This window comes from Mucilaginibacter panaciglaebae, from assembly GCF_039539265.1.
Lineage (GTDB): Bacteria > Bacteroidota > Bacteroidia > Sphingobacteriales > Sphingobacteriaceae > Mucilaginibacter > Mucilaginibacter panaciglaebae.
The window spans coordinates 24,954-41,859 of the sequence record NZ_BAABCV010000007.1; the positions used below are offsets into that span (position 1 = coordinate 24,954).

Sequence of the window (16,906 nt, forward strand, 5' to 3'; positions counted from 1 at the left end):
TAACGAGTGAATTAGCCAATGAATGTATTATTGGCAAATTCGTTAATTGCAATGAATAGATGTTTTCTTATTTATGCTTGAATAAATAACTCACTCATTCGCTAATTGAGCCATTAAAAGACTACTCGTACCGCAGCGCTTCCACCGGATCTAACCGGGCTGCCTTTTTAGCCGGATAAAATCCGGACAACAGACCAATTAGCGTACATAATATTATTGCCGAGAGTAGCCACAGCCACGGCACTACAAATTTCCCGCTTATTTGTATGGCTATCAGGTTGCCCGCTGCCATTCCCAGTATCATCCCCCCAAGCCCGCCAATTAAACAAATTACGATAGCTTCAATTAAAAACTGCTTACGTATTACTGCGGGGGTAGCGCCAATAGCCTTCCTAACGCCAATTTCTCGGGTCCGTTCAGTTACTGATACCAGCATGATATTCATCAAACCAATAGCTGCACCAATGAGCGTAATAATACCAATACCAAAGCCGGCCATGGTCATATAGCCCAATTGCTCGCCTAATTTTTGTTGGATAGAATCGCTTCGCACAATTTCAAAGTTGTCAGGAACAGCCACATTCAACCCGCGGATATTCCTAAAAACCGAAGTCGCCTCGCCAACGCTGGCATCCAGGGCGCTGCCGCTGTTAACCATGACCGTAATAGCAAATGAAGGGTTGGCCATCGGCGCAATCTGCTTGGCTTTTAATATGGGGATGATACAAAGCCTGTCGCCCCCACCAAAACCTGCACTGGAGCCCTTCGTCGCAAACACACCGATAACCTTAAATTTATTACTGCCCAGGAAAATGGATTTATTGATTGGGTCTTCGTTTTTAAATAATTTGTTTTTTACCTCATCGCCTATAATCACAACGCCGGCGCCGTACTCTAATTCCTGCGCAGAAAAGTTGCGGCCAAGCGCCAGTTTGTACCCGTTAGTTTGCAGGTAGTTTTCGTTAGTGCCGGTCATGCTAACGTTGGGGTTTGTTTTCTGACTGGCATATTTGGCAACCGCGGTGCCGGTTATATCTAAATTGATAGATACTAAAGCAGGTAGCTGATACAAGGTTTTAAAACGCTGAGCCTGGTCATAACGTATTGACGGATACCATTTACGGTGTCCGCCGTTGCCAAAGTTAATGCCAGAGCCGCGGTTTTGTATAGTAAATGAGTTAGCGCCTAAACTTGAAAAAGCGTCAGTGGTGTATTGTTTGATACCCTCGATAGCTGTTAATATCCCAACCAAAGCCATAATGCCAATAGCGATAATTAACGAAGTGAGCGAGGTACGCAGCCGGTTGCCCGCAATTGATTGCAGGGCAATAGACACATTTTCTTTAAGCGTGGTTTGAACCGGCATGGTATAAAATTAAAAAAACTCAGCCATAAGACTAACCGGTAGGTAGGTTTGTTACATCACCGACGGGGTTATTTAACAAGTATATTAAAAAGATTTTGGTAACTTGAGGATTAATTTTAAAACCATGAAAATAGTTAAATCTGCTTTGGCGCTGCTTATTTTGCTAAGCACAGTCACTTATACTGAAGCGCAAACCGGTGCCAGTGTGTCAATCAATAGTATTATGACCGGGTATCTGGATCTTAAAAACTCCTTGGTTACTGATGACAATGCTGCGGCACAACTCAAAGCCAAGGCGCTGTATGATCAGATCACTACAGTACAGACTAAAGACATGACGCCAAAAGAGCTGAGTACCTGGAAAAATTATGCCGATAAGCTAAGCTTTGACAGTCGGCACATCAGCGAAAGCCAATCTATTGATCATCAGCGAGAGCACTTTGCCTCATTGTCAAAAAATGTCTATGCGGTTTTGAAGGTGTTTCAGTTAAATACCGGGCCATTGTACTGGCAATACTGCCCTATGAAAAAAGCCAGTTGGTTAAGCGACAAGCAAGCTATTGAAAATCCGTACTATGGCAAATCCATGCTGGATTGCGGTAGCGTAAAAGAAACACTGACGGCTGCTAAATAGAGTCAAGACAGAAAGCTGACAATGAAAAAGCGCCGGGAATTTATTCCCGGCGCTTTTGTTACTTTTTAACTCTTTACGCTTGATTCTTGTATCTATACAGAAAAAGACGTGCCACAGCCGCAAGTACTGGCAGCGTTAGGATTATTAAAGGTAAAGCCGCGGGCGTTTAATCCATCTTGAAAATCTATTTGCATACCCAGCAGGTACATGCCATGTGCCTTATGCATAAATACACGCAATCCTTCAATCATATATTCAGTATCGCCGTCTTTTTTCTGATCAAAGCCTAAAATGTAGCTCATGCCAGAGCAGCCGCCGCCCTCAACACCAATGCGCAGGCCAAAGTCGTCACTGATTTCTTGCTGATCTCGTAATTTATATAATTCTTTGACGGCTCCTTCAGTTAGGGTTACCGGTGCGGTTTCAACAGCAGTACTCATCTTATTTTTAATTAACTACGCAAATATAATGTAAAATGCGGATTTTTGTTTCGGCCGCTATATTTATGACCTGCGCCTAACATAAACTTAAATATGACTTTATATCCCTTTTTATTAGACATTATAAAATATACCGTTGCTGGCCTGGGCGTAGTATGGATAGCCTTTTATTTACTAAAACCCTACCTTGACCGTAACGAAGGTATACAACTTGCCGAACTGAAGAAAACCATCAGCAATCAAACGCTGCCATTGCGCCTGCAGGCTTATGAGCGCGTGGTATTATTTATAGAAAGAATCAATCCGGCCAACTTGTTGGTCCGTTTAAATAATCCCGATTACTCAGCCTCCGAGTTATATGTACTTATAGTGGCCGAACTGCGCAATGAATACCAGCATAACGTTACTCAACAGATATATGTAAGCACTAATACCTGGGCTATTGTAAAACGATTGAAAGATGAAACACTAGGCTTAGTAAATAATGCAATTAAAGATTTACCTGAAAACGCAACCGGCTTAGAATTAAGCAGAGTTGTATTAATACAGATCAGTAATGTAGCAAACAATCCGTACGATGCCGGCCTGGCCCTGATACGCAAAGAGCTCGAGCAATTATTTTAGAAAGCTATGTCAGGCAAGCGGAAAACTACATCGGGCATCGAGATAAAGGAGGTTTATACTGAACCTTCAAACATGACTGAATTACCCGGCCAGTTTCCTTATACCCGCGGGATACAAAAGGACATGTACCGCGGCAAGCCCTGGACAATGCGTCAATATGCAGGGTTTTCTACCGCCGAAGAATCAAACAAGCGTTATCATTATTTATTAAGCCAGGGCACTATGGGCCTTTCGGTAGCATTTGATCTGCCTACCCAGATCGGTTACGATTCAGACCACCAACTGGCGGAGGGCGAGGTAGGCAAGGTGGGCGTTGCTATTGATTCTTTAAATGACATCGAGATATTGTTTGATGGCATCAAGCTAAGCGATATTACCACCTCGATGACCATTAACGCAACCGCTCCCATTCTGCTGGCCATGTACATCGCGTTAGCAAAAAAACAAGGTGCCGATTTAAAGCAATTATCCGGGACTATACAAAACGATATATTAAAAGAGTATGCCGCGCGTGGTACTTATATCTATCCACCTGGTCCGTCTATGCGCTTAATTACCGATGTGTTTGAGTATTGCAGTAAAGAGTTACCTAGGTGGAATACTATTTCTATTTCCGGATATCACATTCGCGAGGCGGGGTCGACAGCGGTGCAGGAGCTGGCTTTTACGCTTGCTAATGGCAAAGCGTATTTAGAGGCGGCATTAAGCAAAAGTTTAGACATAAATGTTTTTGCCAGGCGATTATCATTCTTCTTTAACTGTCATAATAATTTTTTTGAGGAGATTGCCAAGTTCAGGGCCGCGCGCCGGATGTGGGCCAATATTACCAAAGAACTTGGCGCTACCGACCCTAATGCGCAAAAGTTACGCTTCCATACGCAAACCGGTGGGTCGACATTGACCGCGCAGCAACCTATAAATAATATAGCACGCACAACTATCCAGGCATTGGCCGCGGTATTGGGCGGCACACAATCGCTCCACACTAATGGGTATGATGAGGCATTATCGTTACCTACGGAGACGGCTGCTCAGATTGCCCTGCGTACACAACAGATCATCGCCTTTGAAAGCGGCGTTGCCGATACTGTCGATCCATTGGCCGGTTCATATTTTATAGAAGCATTAACTAATGAGCTGGAAGCTGCCGCACTATTATATATAGATAAAATAGATGCCTTGGGCGGCTCAGTGAAAGCCATTGAGCAGGATTACATGCAGCAGGAAATTGCTAATGCCGCTTACCTGTATCAGAATGAAGTTGAAACCGGCGAGCGGGTAATTGTCGGGGTCAACAAATTTGCACAGGGAGAGCAACCGGTAACTAATGTATTTAGGGTTGATGATAGTATCCGGCTGCGGCAGATAGAAAATATCAAGAATTTAAAGACTAATCGCGATAACCCGATAGTAGCACAAAACCTTGAAAAATTAAAAGAGGCAGCCGCGGGTACAGAGAATTTGATGCCTTTTATATTAACAGCAGTAGAAAATTATGCCACCCTCGGTGAAATTGCCGATACTCTGCGATCTGTTTTTGGAGAATACTAGAGCTATTTGGAATAAAAACTACCGACTGCATTTTCCCGCTATCATCTAATAGCGGCAATAATAAATAGGAAATGCACGGCCTTAGCTTAAGCAAAATTATAAATAATGGCCTAAGAGACTGTAAATGCTATATTTAATATGAGAATGGTCATAAATAGATGGTCGCCCGCCAAAATATAACCTTTAATCTTCAAAACCCTACAAAAAAATGAGCACTTTTTTTGAAATTTATTTTTACAAAAAGTGAAAAAAGAATTTTTTAATTCGCTTTTTTTCCGAATATTCGATGTTCCGTAGCAATCCCAATGGAAGTGTCGCTGGGGGGTTGAAAATCAATATTTTAGTAAGATCCCGTATGGAAAAAACTTGTACAAACGTCTGGAATAGCTGTCTTCAAATCATAAAAGACAACATACCTGCGCAAAGCTTTAAAACTTGGTTCGAGCCAATCAAAGCATTGCGCATGGAAGGTAGCGTTCTGACCATACAAGTTCCGAGTTTATTTTTTTACGAATGGCTGGAAGAGCACTATGTTCAGCTGTTACGTAAAACAATAAAGAAACAATTAGGCGAAGATGGCCGTTTAGAGTATAATATAGTGGTTGAGCAATCATCCACCAGCAAACCATATACTACCAATATGCCATCAAACGGAAACGGTGCTGAGTCAAAAAACCAGTCAATGCCTATCCCTATTTCAATAAATAAGGATATTAAGAATCCGTTTGTAATTCCCGGACTAAAAAAGCTGAATGTTGATCCGCAATTGAACCGTCAGTATACTTTCGAGAATTTTGTGGAAGGCGATTGTAACCGTTTAGCCCGATCGGCCGGCTACGCTGTAGCGGCTAAGCCGGGTGGCACCTCATTCAATCCGTTAATGATATACGGTGGGGTAGGTTTAGGTAAGACCCACCTGGCACAAGCTATCGGGAATGAAATTAAACGTACTTTGCCCGATAAGCTGGTATTGTATGTATCGTGCGAGAAATTTACACAGCAATTTGTTGATGCTTTAAAGCATAATAATATAAACGACTTTGTTAACTTTTACCAGGCTATAGACGTGCTGATCATGGATGACGTGCACAACTTTGCCGGTAAAGAAAAAACACAGGATTTCTTCTTCCACATCTTCAATCACCTGCACCAATCAGGCAAACAACTCATTATTACTTCTGATAAAGCACCTAAAGACCTTGCCGGTTTAGAGGAGCGCTTATTGTCAAGATTTAAATGGGGCCTGAGCGCCGACCTGCAAGTACCCGACCTGGAAACCCGTATGGCTATCCTGAAAAACAAAACCTATCAGGACGGTATCGAATTGGGTGATGATGTGATTGAATATGTAGCACATAATATTGACAATAACGTACGTGAGCTGGAAGGCGCCATGGTATCGTTACTGGCACAGTCAACCCTTAACCGTAAGGAAATTGACCTGAACCTGGCCAAGCAAATGTTGAAGAACTTTGTGAAGAACTCGTCGAAAGAAATATCGATGGAGTATATCCAAAACCTGGTTTGCGAGTATTTCGAAGTGCCTATCGATATGGTAAAATCGCAAACCCGTAAACGTGAGATCGTTCAGGCCCGTCAGATATCGATGTACCTGGCTAAGGCACATACCAAAAGCTCATTGAAATCAATCGGTCATTTCTTTGGCGGCCGCGACCACTCAACTGTTATTTATGCCTGCCAGACTGTTGAAGATTTAATTGATACTGATAAAAAGTTTAAAGGCTACGTAGCGGATATACAGAAGAAATTGAAGATGTCGTAAGACAAATTTTAGAAAAACTTGCTAAACGCCATTGTGATTGTTCATAGTGGCGTTTTTGTTCTATGCAATTTCAAATATCAAAAGAAATATTAATTTAAATTTATCGGTATTATTAAGTAAAATTGGCCGTTGCTTTAACCACGGCAGCCTTACCTTTTAATGGCTATTCATAAACCCAAACAGATATTACTTGTCGATGATGACCAGCTTTTCCTGAAGCTGATTGAACGGGTATTTAAAAAGTCCGGGTTTGAGTGTAAAAGCGCGCCCTCTGCCGAGGCTGCTATCGAATTACTCAAAAAAGGCGAGGTAAACCCCGATTTAATTCTTTCAGACTACGAGATGCTCAAAATGAATGGGTTTGAGTTTCGCAGATATTTGATGAATGACCCGGCTTTTCAGGATATCCCATTTGTTTTCCTGACGTTCTTTTCTGACAAAGACTTAATGGAGAAAGGCCTCGATTTGCAGGCTATTGACTATGTGATCAAGGATACGCCGATTAATGTAATCGTATCTAAAATAAACAATATTCTATTTACGGTTGACAAGCAGCGGGAGCTTTCTGAAAACGAAGTTAAAAAGGCGGCTAAATCACTTAATATTAAATCCATCCCTATAAAAGCTCCGGAAATCCAAGCCTTCAATGTCGATTTTTGGCATCAGGCTTATCACGATATCCCCGGTGGAGATTTCATAGACTTTATAAAAGTTAATAACCGTTATAACTTTATTGTACTAGGCGATATTATGGGTAAAAAGTGGATGGCTTGGTTCTTTACTTTTGGGTTTTTAAGTTATGTGCGGTCTGCCGTACGTTTTGCCGCTTTTAATAATGAATACTCGACTGCAAAAATATTACAGCAGGTTAATTCTATCATTTGTTTTGATGAAGTGTTAAAGGATATTTTATCAAGCTTGTCGTTATTACTAATTGATAGTGAAACCAACAAAATCACTTATTCGGGCGCTGGCGATTTGCCGTTATTGCATTATCGGTCTGAGTCCGCCGAATTAAATATGATAAGCTCATCGGGTTTATTGCTGGGATTATTTGCAGAAGGGAACTATAATGAGAAAGAAATCATATTAAAACAAGGCGACCGGCTGTTCATCTTTACCGATGGCATGATTGATTTTGTTGATGCTAACGGCAAAAAAAGCGACTATAATCGATTTTCGAAGGCGCTTAAACCTTTTATTGCAAAAGAAAATAACTTTACGGAAATCGTATCAAATCTGTTTAACCATAACCTAAATGAGCAGGTTGACGACCGTAGCATAATCAGCATTTATAAAAATTAATATATGATTGAGGTGTATAACGAACTCAGCGACAAGCTATTAGTAAAATTGGATATTAAAGAGGCTAGTCTTGAAAATGCCGACGCCTTCAAAACCGAGGTTATAGAGCTGTTTGACAAATACAAAAGATCAATAGCTATTGATATGAGCTCGGTTGAATATATCGACAGCTCTTTTTTAGGCTCAATCGTATCGGCACTTAAACATTTAATTTCTTTTAAACAAGAGATGATGCTGGTAGGTTTAAATAAGGATATTGCTAACCTGTTTGCGCTGACCAGGCTTGACAAGGTATTTAAGATATACAGCGATTTCGATGAACTCTCCAAGTAATAAAATATGGCTGAATCTGTAAGCAAACAATTTTTATTACCTAACACCCGCCAATCCATCAAATCGTCGGTCAAGGAGTTACTCGACTTTGTTATTAATCAATTACCTGCCGGTGCAAACAAAGATTCTATCAGTTTTAAAATTGAGGTGATATTAATTGAGTTACTAACCAATGGCATCAAACACGCCGGTACTAAAGAAACACTTTTGAATATAACCGTCGACGGAAAAAGCATTCACATTGATAAAAAAGACTTTGGTAACCGTTATCAGCCAGGAAATATCACTTCATCGCTACAAAGTCCGGGATATAAAGAACTGTTAACTCAAGATGGTTTGCACAGCATGTATGCTGTAGTTGAAAGCGAGGCGCAAATAAGGTTTGTATGCGAAGAGGTTGATGATGAAAATGCGCTCATTGACGTAAGTAACCTCATGGAGCACTTTGGCTTATTGATCATTACGAAGGCATCAGACAACTTTACTTATGAGTATGATATCGCCAAAGGCCTGAATACCTTTAGTGTATATATAGAGATATAATTACTCAGGGCGTTATATCGCTGTCTTTAGTTTCCTTGTGTTGGTCAGCTTTTATCTCTGATTGGATAATCTCCTTCTTGAATTCCTTTTCGTCTTTGCGGTCGCGCCTTATAAGCCACGTAATCAGCAACACTATTGCTATAATAAGCGCGCCAACCCACCAGTAATTTATATCTGCAGTCATTTTAGGATAGTTGATCTATAAAATAAGCCGCAAATATTAAACCACTATTAAGTGCTCATTAAATATCTTTTTGAGCTGTTGGGCAACGCATTTCCAAAATATGTCATTTTGAAGAGGACGGGGAGAAATTTACACAAGCGCAACTAATTAGCGCAACACTCATATATAGATTTCCCGCTATCGCTCAAAATGGCATAGACTTATACCAGTTTCGCCAATGCCGCTTTAATCCTGGGAAGTGCATCCTCAATATCCTGTAAAGTACAAGCACCTACCGAAGCGCGGAACCAATTGACATCGTCGCCTGTGCCAAACGCAGAGAACGGAACAAAAGCGATCTTAGCTTCTTTAATCAGGTAAAAGTTAATATCTGCCGAATCGTTTAATATGGTACCATCCGGAGTTTTTTTGCCGGTATAGTCGATCTTAATGGTTAGATAAATGGCACCCATAGGTGCTATCGAATCTACCGCAAACCCCTCGGTTTTTAATTGCTGAAAACCGTTGTGCAGCGCAGTTAAACTGGCTTGTATGTTTGACTTTAAGGTGGTCAGGTATGAATTTACAGAGGCTTCATCTATAATGTATTTAGCCATAGCCACCTGCTCGGCCTTTGGCGACCAGGCGCCCATATGGCCAACAATAGCTTTCATGTTATTAATCAGTGCTTCGGGCCCAAAGCCCCAGCCAACACGTACGCCGGTAGCTGCAAAGCATTTTGAAGCGCCGTCAATAAATATCACATAGTCGCGCAATTCGGGGCGTAAGGTAACCGGGTCAAAATGCTGGTTATTGCCAAAAGTTAACTGCGAGTAGATTTGATCATATAAAAAGTAAAGTGGTTTCTCGCCAGCCGCACGGTTTCTGTTTTCGGCAATCACCAGGTCGCAGATCTCTTCCAGGTCTTTTTTGCTAAACATGGTGCCGGTTGGGTTCAAAGGCGAGCAAAGTGCTAATAAAGTGGCGCCTTTAATATGCGGGCGCAGTTCATCGGCTGTAGGCATAAAGTTATTTTCGGCACGGGTTTGTACCATAACGCCATTGGCCTTCAATAAGTCGCAGTAATGGTTATTGTTCCACGACGGTGCCGGGAAAACAACCTTGTCGCCTTCGTCAACAACTGCCAGGTAAGTAGAGTAAATTAATGGTCGAGACCCGCCCGAAATTAATATCTCATTAGGTTTGTAGCTTAAACCTAAACGGCTTTTCAAAAATACCGATACGCTTTCACGCAGCGTTAAAACGCCGTCAGCTGGAGGGTAGTTGGTTTGATTTTCTGCGTAAGCATCAACAATGCCCTTCTTCAACTCGCCGGGGATAGGATAGATATTTGAATCATAATCGCCGATAGTCAGGTTGGCAATGTTTTGTCCCTGGCGTTTTAATTCGTTGATCTCGCCGGCTATTTTGATGATTTCAGAGCCTCGTAAGTTTTGGGCCAATGCAGATACTTTCATTTTCAAGTTTAGAAGGTAAACACGATAAAGATAGAAGGTTTTTGCGCGAGCTGAAAACAAAAAAGGTAAAAGGATTGTCAGTTTACGCTCCTTTTACCTTTTCGCTTTTGCATGCAATAGTAAATTATGCCGATGCAGGCTTTCGCAGCTTTATGATCCGCACCCAGTGCAATGCCTTCATTACAGGATAAACCGGATCAAACTCAAACCATTTGGCAGCAAAGTTTGAGCTATTGGGGCGCTTGTGATGGTTGTTCTGGAACAATTCGCCAAGCATTAAAAAGTCAAGCGGGAAAGAGTTTTTTGATTTATCGCCATTGTCAAAATTGGCATAACCATATTTATGGCCGCACCAGTTTACAATTGCGCCATGTATAGGCCCCATCATAAAATGAATAGGTAATAGCAAGAACATCCACCAATGTGTAGCAAAGGCAATATAAAAAGCAACGTAACCCAGGCCGAATAAAATACGCGATATGTAGGTTGATCCCCAGTAATCTACCAGGCGCCACTCAGGATAATATCCCGCAAATTGGGCATCTGGTTCTTTCATGCGTTTCTCATACAGTTTATAGCTCTGTGCAGTACGCCACATCATCTGAAAAACGTCAGTAAAAAAATAGGGCGAATGCGGGTCTTTTTCAGTATCGCTATAAGCATGATGCTCGCGGTGCATTATCGCATAAGCCCGCGGGTTTAAATAAGACGAACCCTGACAAATAAAAGTAAGTAAATGGAAAATACGCTCATTTATTTTATGGGTACTAAACATTTTGTGTGATGCGTAACGATGCAAAAAAAATGTTTGGAAAAATAGCGACAGGAACCAATGCGCCAGGAAAAATACTAAGATGATCACGAATTGAAATGAATTTTATGTGTATTATAATTAACGGCAAAGATACCAATTTAGTTTTTATGGCTATTAAACTTATGAGTAAATAAAATAATAAACGCATACTGATAGCGAATTGGCTGCGAAATTTAGAGGAATTGTCTTTGCAGATATATTTTCCTGACTTATAAGTCATTTTTGAAAATATGGTGCAACAACTTATTTATATTTTGTTTTAAATTTATAAAGCAAACCAAAAAGCAGCCTTTTTAACCTATATACCAACAGCCATGAAAACCTTAAAACCGGCACACGCTGTAGCTACTGTGTTAACTACGATGTTAATACTGACTTTAAATGCTGGATGCAAGAAGCAGCCGCATTATGAGGCTGACCCTAATAATCCTTATGTAAACTCACATCCGACATATAGTGGAGGTGAGGCTCGTCCCGGTATCCACCGGTTTAGCCCCGCAAGCGGTTTACCAAATACGGTGGTTGAAATTTCAGGCCGTAATTTTGATGCTGTTGCTGCCAATAATATAGTAACTGTAGGCGGTGTACCTGCTACGGTTAACTCAGCAAGCCCGCAAACTATTTCTATTACTATACCCTTAAATGCGGTAACCGGCCCCATAGCTATCAAAACCGGTGATACAACTATTACTTCGGTGATAGATTTTAAGGTGCTAACCAGTACAGTAAGTACCTATTTGACACTTACCACTAAAATCGAACATATTTCTTTTGCTGAAAACGGCAATTTGTTTGGCGAAAATCCTCAAGGTGTCTATCAAATAACTTCAGGCGGAGCTATAACGCTATATAATAACGGCCAATATCAATTTGGCTCTTTATGGGGAAGCGGATATCATAAAGCCGAAGGCTTTGGAGATGTTTATGTAGCCGATCGGGTGGCGGGGAAGATCTTACGTATAACCCCCAGCGGTGCGGTAGGTACGTTGGCAGGTGGACAAAATGGTATTGCCGATGGTGTTGGGAATGAAGCCAAATTTGCAGTACCTATAGGAATTGCTTTGGATGAGGCAGGCAACATATACACTACAGATTCTCACCGTATACGTAAAATTACATCGTCAGGAGTAGTGACTACACTTGCGGGCGGTGTGCTGATTGGTGCCAAAGACGGTGTTGGCAGCGATGCTCAATTTGGCGACTTGCAGGGTTTAACAGTTGATGGCGACGGAAGCATATATGTAACAGACCGTCAATTTTTAAATATACGCAAGATCACAAAATCGGGCGGTGTCACCACTCTCGCAGGTTCGGGAGCCACGGGACTGGTTGACGGCCCAGGTGCAGCTGCGCAATTCGTGGATCCGATTAATGTGCTGGCAGATCAATCAGGAAACCTGGTGGTAGCCGACGGAAACAGTACAACCGGTTATGCTATACGTTTAGTAAATAAATTGGGTGCAGTGACAACCCTGTTAAACGGCCAGATATTAAATGCTCCCGACGGTATGGCGCTTGATCCCGAAGGTAACTTATATGTTGTTAATACCGGAACTAATACTATCCTCAAGTTAACATTTAAATAAAGATATTTTAAGGCAAAGTCGAAGCAATTGCGAGTTGAGTGTTTTGTTTGTTGTGTGTTTCTTAAACAAGAATAGTCTACCCTAAACCTTATCCCATCACTGATCCCTGCCCTGCGAGAGGGTATTACCAACTCCAATTGCTTTGACTATGCTAAACAATTCTAAACCAAATCTATAAACACAAACCGCCGGGAACTTAATTGACCTGGCGGTTTTTTATTTCAAACAGATCTTCGATTTTAATTAGATAAAGCGTAAAGGTTTTTGTTAATTTGGGCTTTTGATTTGAACCTTACACAAATAATGAAACATATTTATCTAAAAAGGAAATTTTACATTCCTGCATTATTCTTAATTGCATTTGGCAGCATAAGTGGTTGCTCAAAACAGCAGCAGCCCCCCAAAAACAATAGTAATAATAATGATGACTCTGGTAGCATCACCAAAGCAACCACCCTGGGCGATTTTACGCCCACCAGCGGCGTAGGCGGTACTGTGATAAAAATTTCCGGTAAAAACTTTAATACGGTACCAGGTAACAATTCGGTGTTTATCAATGGCGACAGGCTCAACCTGTATTCAGTAACCTCAACAGAGATCATCGCCGCTATACCAGCTACGGCTAACACCGGAATATTAACTATGACAAGCGGATCTACACCATTAGCGTCGACCGCAAAATTTACCATAATGTATGGCGACGTTAATAATTTGTACAAAATACATGGTTTTCAAGGTCAGCATGTTCAGGTTGACAGAAGCAACAATATCTGGGGGCATGATGAGCATGGCGTCTATAAATTAAATTCAGATGGCACCGCTGTAAGATATACCGGATCATTCGATGATTATAAACGTATCACCGATTTTACTATCAGGCCTTCCGGCGATATTTACATTGCCAATGCCGATAATTTCAATATTATTAAAGTAACCCCCCAAAAAATAGCGACCGTATTTGCAGGCTCGGGTGATGAGGGATTTGCCGAAGGCGCCGGCACTGCGGCTAAATTTTCAGCTATTGGTGGTATAAGCCATGATGAGGCCGGTAATTTATATGTTATCGATGGACATCGGGTACGTAAAATTACATCTTCAGGTATGGTGTCAACCCTGGCCGGGAGCGATGCCGATGGAAATGCGGATGGTTTGGGTGTTGCCGCCCAGTTTGGCGATCTGGCAGGTATTGCTGTCGATGAATGGGAAGGGGTTGTTTATGTCAGCGATAAAAAATATCATAACATCAGAAAGATAACACCAGATGGCGCCGTAACTACTATAGCAGGTAACGGCACGGCAGGTTTTGTTGACGGTACTGGTAACGGCGCACAGTTTTATCAGCCGGGTGCAATGGCAGTAGACCCCTCAGGTAATATCTGGATAGCCGATAATAATGCGGCGGGACCCGTTTATGAAATAAGGGTAATGAATAAGGTGGGCTTGGTTCGTACTTATATTAAGGGAACAATCAACTCAGGCGATCCGGTAAGCGGCTCAGCGCCGTTTGCATCGGTAATCAATCCACAAGGGTTGGCATTTGACCTGGCCGGGTCGCTTTATATTGACAACGCCGGGCCGAATGTTATTAGTAAGATGACTTTCAAAAATAATTAATGCTGATCTTATAATACAAACCGTCCGGGGCTTAATTGCCCGGGCTGTTTTTTATTTCAAACAGATCTGCCAATAATTTATAGGACTGCAGGCGATCATTAAAATCTTCGGCAATGGTTACCGCTATAATTTCATTTACATTATAGCTTTCTGCCAATTGTGTCAGGCGGGTCTTCACCATCTCCGGCGAGCCAGCTACGACCCGCTGGCGATTATAACGTATCCGATCTTGCTCGGCTAATGTGTATTCTACATCCTTAATGTCTTCATAGTTATATGGCGAGAGCCCCATGCCGCGCTCAAATTGAATAAAGCGATGGTCCATCAAAGCCTTATGCTGCATTACCTTTTCGGCGTCGTCAGAACAAAATACAAATATGGCCATATTGGCTTCCGGCTGCTGCAGGTCTTCCGATGGCTGAAAGCGTTCTTTATACAATTGCACAGCCTGCGGCCCGCCCACCGGATTAATGAAATGTGCGAAAGAAAAGCCCATTCCAAAATGCGCCGCAAACAAACCGCTTTGCCCGCTTGAGCTTAGCAGCCACATAGCCGGTACGGTTTGTACCTGCGGAATAGCCCGTATCTTTTGTTGAATGGTGCCCGGATCGGCGCGGTCATGAAAGTAGTTGCGTAAGTCGGCCAGTTGTTCCACAAAATCCTGTTCAGCAAAATGATTTGATGGGTTCAATATTGATGCTGTAATACGGTCGGTACCGGGTGCGCGGCCCATGCCAAGGTCAACGCGGCAGGGGGCCAGAGCTTCAAGCATCCTGAAGTTTTCGGCAACTTTTAAGGTGCTGTGGTTGGGCATCATCACCCCGCCCGAGCCAATGCGGATGTCTGTAGTTTGCGAAGCCAGGTAAGCAATCAGCACTTCGGGCGTTGAACCTGCCAGGCTGCCGGTATTATGATGTTCTGAAACCCAAAAGCGGGTATAACCTAACTGATCGGTATATTTTGCTAATGCGATGGTTTCTTGTACAGCTTGCTCAGCGGTAAGGCCTTTTCGTATAGGCGATTGGTCCAGCACGCTTAAGCGAATGTTTTTTATGCTCATAAGTATAAATGAACACAAAAGTACTTAGCCTCCTTTAGTTAATGTACTGAGGGGAAGTATTATGGCATTAAACTTACAGAAAAGCTTACTTTTCTATTTTGTAGTTAATGATCTCCTGGTGCGACTGTAAGTTAGTAGGCTGACCGGCATCCGTATCAATCTGAATTATACCGGCTCCTTTTGCTATATAAAAATCAATAAGCTGATAAGTCTCGAAACCAGCACCGCTACCAATATCATATTGCAGTTGTAACTGGGTATGCGCCACGTGGTTAAAAGTCATAGACGATACCGCCATGGTGGTATCTTGTTTAACTATTTTGCCTACTATCTGTGCCGGGTAGCCTGCCAGTTTGCCATTGTCGGTAATTGGAGTGGTCCAGGTTTGACCCACGGGGAAATCATCCTTTAGATACAAGTATTCTACGGTTGTACCGGCACCTAACACTTCTGAGCGTATGGAATAACTGCCATTGCCATGATAAAAGTATGATGTGTGAACGACGGTATCTGCCTTGTCGGTTGCGGCATAATAAGTTTTGCCGTTGATGACCGCGTGTGAGCCATTCATCTTCATAATTTCATCCATAGAGGCGCCGGTACTTAGTGTCTGGTGATAGGCCCATTGGGTGCCTGTTGTCACCGGTTGGTATCCATCTGTCGTATCAGGAATATTCAACATATCCGGCGGATCCATTTTGCATTTAACCAGCAATAGGCCGAAAATAAGCAATAAAGGTACGTATTGGCGTTTCATGGTGCTTGAGGTAAGGGTTGATTATCAAAGCTTTTCAAATTTAAAAGAATATTTGAAAAAGTAAACACCCTTTAATCTGGCTAATTGTTGAAATGGTACAAGAAAACCACCGCGCCTGTGTAAGCCGGCTTTTTCTCGCCTTCAATCTCCATAGTAACACCAATAGTAGCTTTGGTGATGCCCCGTAAGTTGGCTATGGCATCTAATTTAGCAATTAACCTTACGCGGCTGTTTACGGCAACCGCCTGGGCAAAACGGATATTTTCGATACTGTAATTTATCTGCATTTTGAGGTTCTGCACATCAGCAATCTGATGCCAGAAGTAGGGCAGCAGCGATACGGTTAAATAGCCATGCGCAATAGTAGCTTTAAAAGGGCTTTCGGTTTTGGCACGATCCTCGTCAGTATGTATCCATTGGTGGTCTATGGTGGCTTCGGCAAATAGGTTGATTTGTTGCTGGGTAATGGTGTGCCAGTTAGATACGCCCAGCTCTTTACCTAAATGGGTTTCAAATTCTTCGTAGTTTTTGATGACAATCATAAATCAGTTATTTTAAGTAGGTCTGCAATTGGTACAGAGCCTCTAAAGTAATAATCTGCAATGATTACACCAAAACTGATCTGACATAGACATGATTCTGCCGACATTCCTTGTAAAGATCATCGCTAACGAGGAACGGTTGCTATGAAACAAAAAGGGGCGCAAAACATAAGTTTTGCACCCGCTGATTATCAATAAATTAAGTAAAATACACAGCGAAACTTTACTGACTTATCCGTTGTTTCATTTTGTCTCACGGGTTTTTAATAATCCGTTGTTAGTCAGTACTTTAGGTTAAAACTTCGTTTCACTT

17 protein-coding genes are annotated in these 16,906 nt (G+C 42.0%); 9 read left to right on the forward strand and 8 right to left on the reverse strand.

The window, feature by feature from the left end:
- Positions 1-121: 121 nt before the first annotated feature.
- Positions 122-1,366, reverse strand: coding sequence for an ABC transporter permease (locus tag ABD772_RS10645; RefSeq protein ID WP_345103807.1), 1,245 nt, complete (start codon positions 1,364-1,366; stop codon positions 122-124).
- 124 nt (positions 1,367-1,490) lie between these two features.
- Here ABD772_RS10645 and ABD772_RS10650 point away from each other — a divergent pair, with 124 nt between their 5' ends.
- On the forward strand, positions 1,491-2,000 hold the full coding sequence (locus ABD772_RS10650; protein ID WP_345103811.1) for a DUF3347 domain-containing protein: 510 nt from the start codon (positions 1,491-1,493) through the stop codon (positions 1,998-2,000).
- Positions 2,001-2,092: 92 nt separating this feature from the next.
- On the opposite strand, the gene ABD772_RS10655 is transcribed toward ABD772_RS10650, so the two are convergent.
- Positions 2,093-2,440: a HesB/IscA family protein gene (locus tag ABD772_RS10655; protein WP_345103814.1), complete on the reverse strand. Its 348-nt coding sequence runs from the start codon at positions 2,438-2,440 to the stop codon at positions 2,093-2,095.
- 93 nt (positions 2,441-2,533) lie between these two features.
- Between ABD772_RS10655 and ABD772_RS10660 the strand changes: the two genes are divergently transcribed.
- The 6 genes from ABD772_RS10660 to ABD772_RS10685 all read left to right on the forward strand — a co-directional run bounded on the left by ABD772_RS10660 (position 2,534) and on the right by ABD772_RS10685 (position 8,579).
- Positions 2,534-3,064, forward strand: a complete 531-nt coding sequence (locus ABD772_RS10660; protein WP_345103816.1) for a DUF7935 family protein — start codon at positions 2,534-2,536, stop codon at positions 3,062-3,064.
- A 6-nt stretch (positions 3,065-3,070) separates the two neighbouring features.
- The gene (locus tag ABD772_RS10665) at positions 3,071-4,615 is read left to right on the forward strand and encodes an acyl-CoA mutase large subunit family protein (protein ID WP_345103818.1); all 1,545 of its coding nucleotides are present in this window, start codon (positions 3,071-3,073) and stop codon (positions 4,613-4,615) included.
- Between the two features lie 355 nt (positions 4,616-4,970).
- Complete coding sequence (gene dnaA, locus ABD772_RS10670) at positions 4,971-6,398, forward strand: chromosomal replication initiator protein DnaA (RefSeq protein ID WP_345103821.1); 1,428 nt, start codon at positions 4,971-4,973, stop codon at positions 6,396-6,398.
- A 159-nt stretch (positions 6,399-6,557) separates the two neighbouring features.
- A complete protein-coding gene (locus ABD772_RS10675) occupies positions 6,558-7,703 on the forward strand; it encodes a SpoIIE family protein phosphatase (RefSeq protein ID WP_345103824.1) in 1,146 nt (381 codons plus the stop codon).
- Between the two features lie 3 nt (positions 7,704-7,706).
- The gene (locus tag ABD772_RS10680; protein ID WP_345103827.1) at positions 7,707-8,036 is read left to right on the forward strand and encodes an STAS domain-containing protein; all 330 of its coding nucleotides are present in this window, start codon (positions 7,707-7,709) and stop codon (positions 8,034-8,036) included.
- Between the two features lie 6 nt (positions 8,037-8,042).
- Complete coding sequence (locus tag ABD772_RS10685; RefSeq protein ID WP_345103829.1) at positions 8,043-8,579, forward strand: hypothetical protein; 537 nt, start codon at positions 8,043-8,045, stop codon at positions 8,577-8,579.
- A 4-nt stretch (positions 8,580-8,583) separates the two neighbouring features.
- On the opposite strand, the gene ABD772_RS10690 is transcribed toward ABD772_RS10685, so the two are convergent.
- The 3 genes from ABD772_RS10690 to ABD772_RS10700 all read right to left on the reverse strand — a co-directional run bounded on the left by ABD772_RS10690 (position 8,584) and on the right by ABD772_RS10700 (position 11,082).
- Positions 8,584-8,763, reverse strand: coding sequence for a hypothetical protein (locus ABD772_RS10690; RefSeq protein ID WP_345103832.1), 180 nt, complete (start codon positions 8,761-8,763; stop codon positions 8,584-8,586).
- Between the two features lie 200 nt (positions 8,764-8,963).
- Positions 8,964-10,220, reverse strand: a complete 1,257-nt coding sequence (locus ABD772_RS10695; protein ID WP_345103835.1) for a pyridoxal phosphate-dependent aminotransferase — start codon at positions 10,218-10,220, stop codon at positions 8,964-8,966.
- 124 nt (positions 10,221-10,344) lie between these two features.
- Positions 10,345-11,082 carry an acyl-CoA desaturase gene (locus tag ABD772_RS10700; protein ID WP_345103837.1) on the reverse strand — a complete coding sequence of 246 codons (738 nt, stop codon included), beginning with the start codon at positions 11,080-11,082 and terminating at the stop codon, positions 10,345-10,347.
- 266 nt (positions 11,083-11,348) lie between these two features.
- On the opposite strand from ABD772_RS10700, the gene ABD772_RS10705 reads away from it, so the two are divergent.
- Entirely contained in the window at positions 11,349-12,620 is a 1,272-nt protein-coding gene (locus ABD772_RS10705; RefSeq protein WP_345103840.1) for an IPT/TIG domain-containing protein, read from the forward strand.
- A 303-nt stretch (positions 12,621-12,923) separates the two neighbouring features.
- Positions 12,924-14,234: an IPT/TIG domain-containing protein gene (locus ABD772_RS10710; protein ID WP_345103842.1), complete on the forward strand. Its 1,311-nt coding sequence runs from the start codon at positions 12,924-12,926 to the stop codon at positions 14,232-14,234.
- Between the two features lie 31 nt (positions 14,235-14,265).
- Here the strand turns inward: ABD772_RS10710 and ABD772_RS10715 are convergent, their stop codons facing one another.
- The 3 genes from ABD772_RS10715 to ABD772_RS10725 form a co-directional block, all read right to left on the reverse strand.
- Positions 14,266-15,294, reverse strand: coding sequence for an LLM class flavin-dependent oxidoreductase (locus tag ABD772_RS10715; protein WP_345103845.1), 1,029 nt, complete (start codon positions 15,292-15,294; stop codon positions 14,266-14,268).
- 85 nt (positions 15,295-15,379) lie between these two features.
- Positions 15,380-16,051 carry a hypothetical protein gene (locus ABD772_RS10720; protein WP_345103848.1) on the reverse strand — a complete coding sequence of 224 codons (672 nt, stop codon included), beginning with the start codon at positions 16,049-16,051 and terminating at the stop codon, positions 15,380-15,382.
- 80 nt (positions 16,052-16,131) lie between these two features.
- Entirely contained in the window at positions 16,132-16,593 is a 462-nt protein-coding gene (locus ABD772_RS10725) for a MaoC family dehydratase (RefSeq protein ID WP_345103850.1), read from the reverse strand.
- Positions 16,594-16,906: the final 313 nt, after the last annotated feature.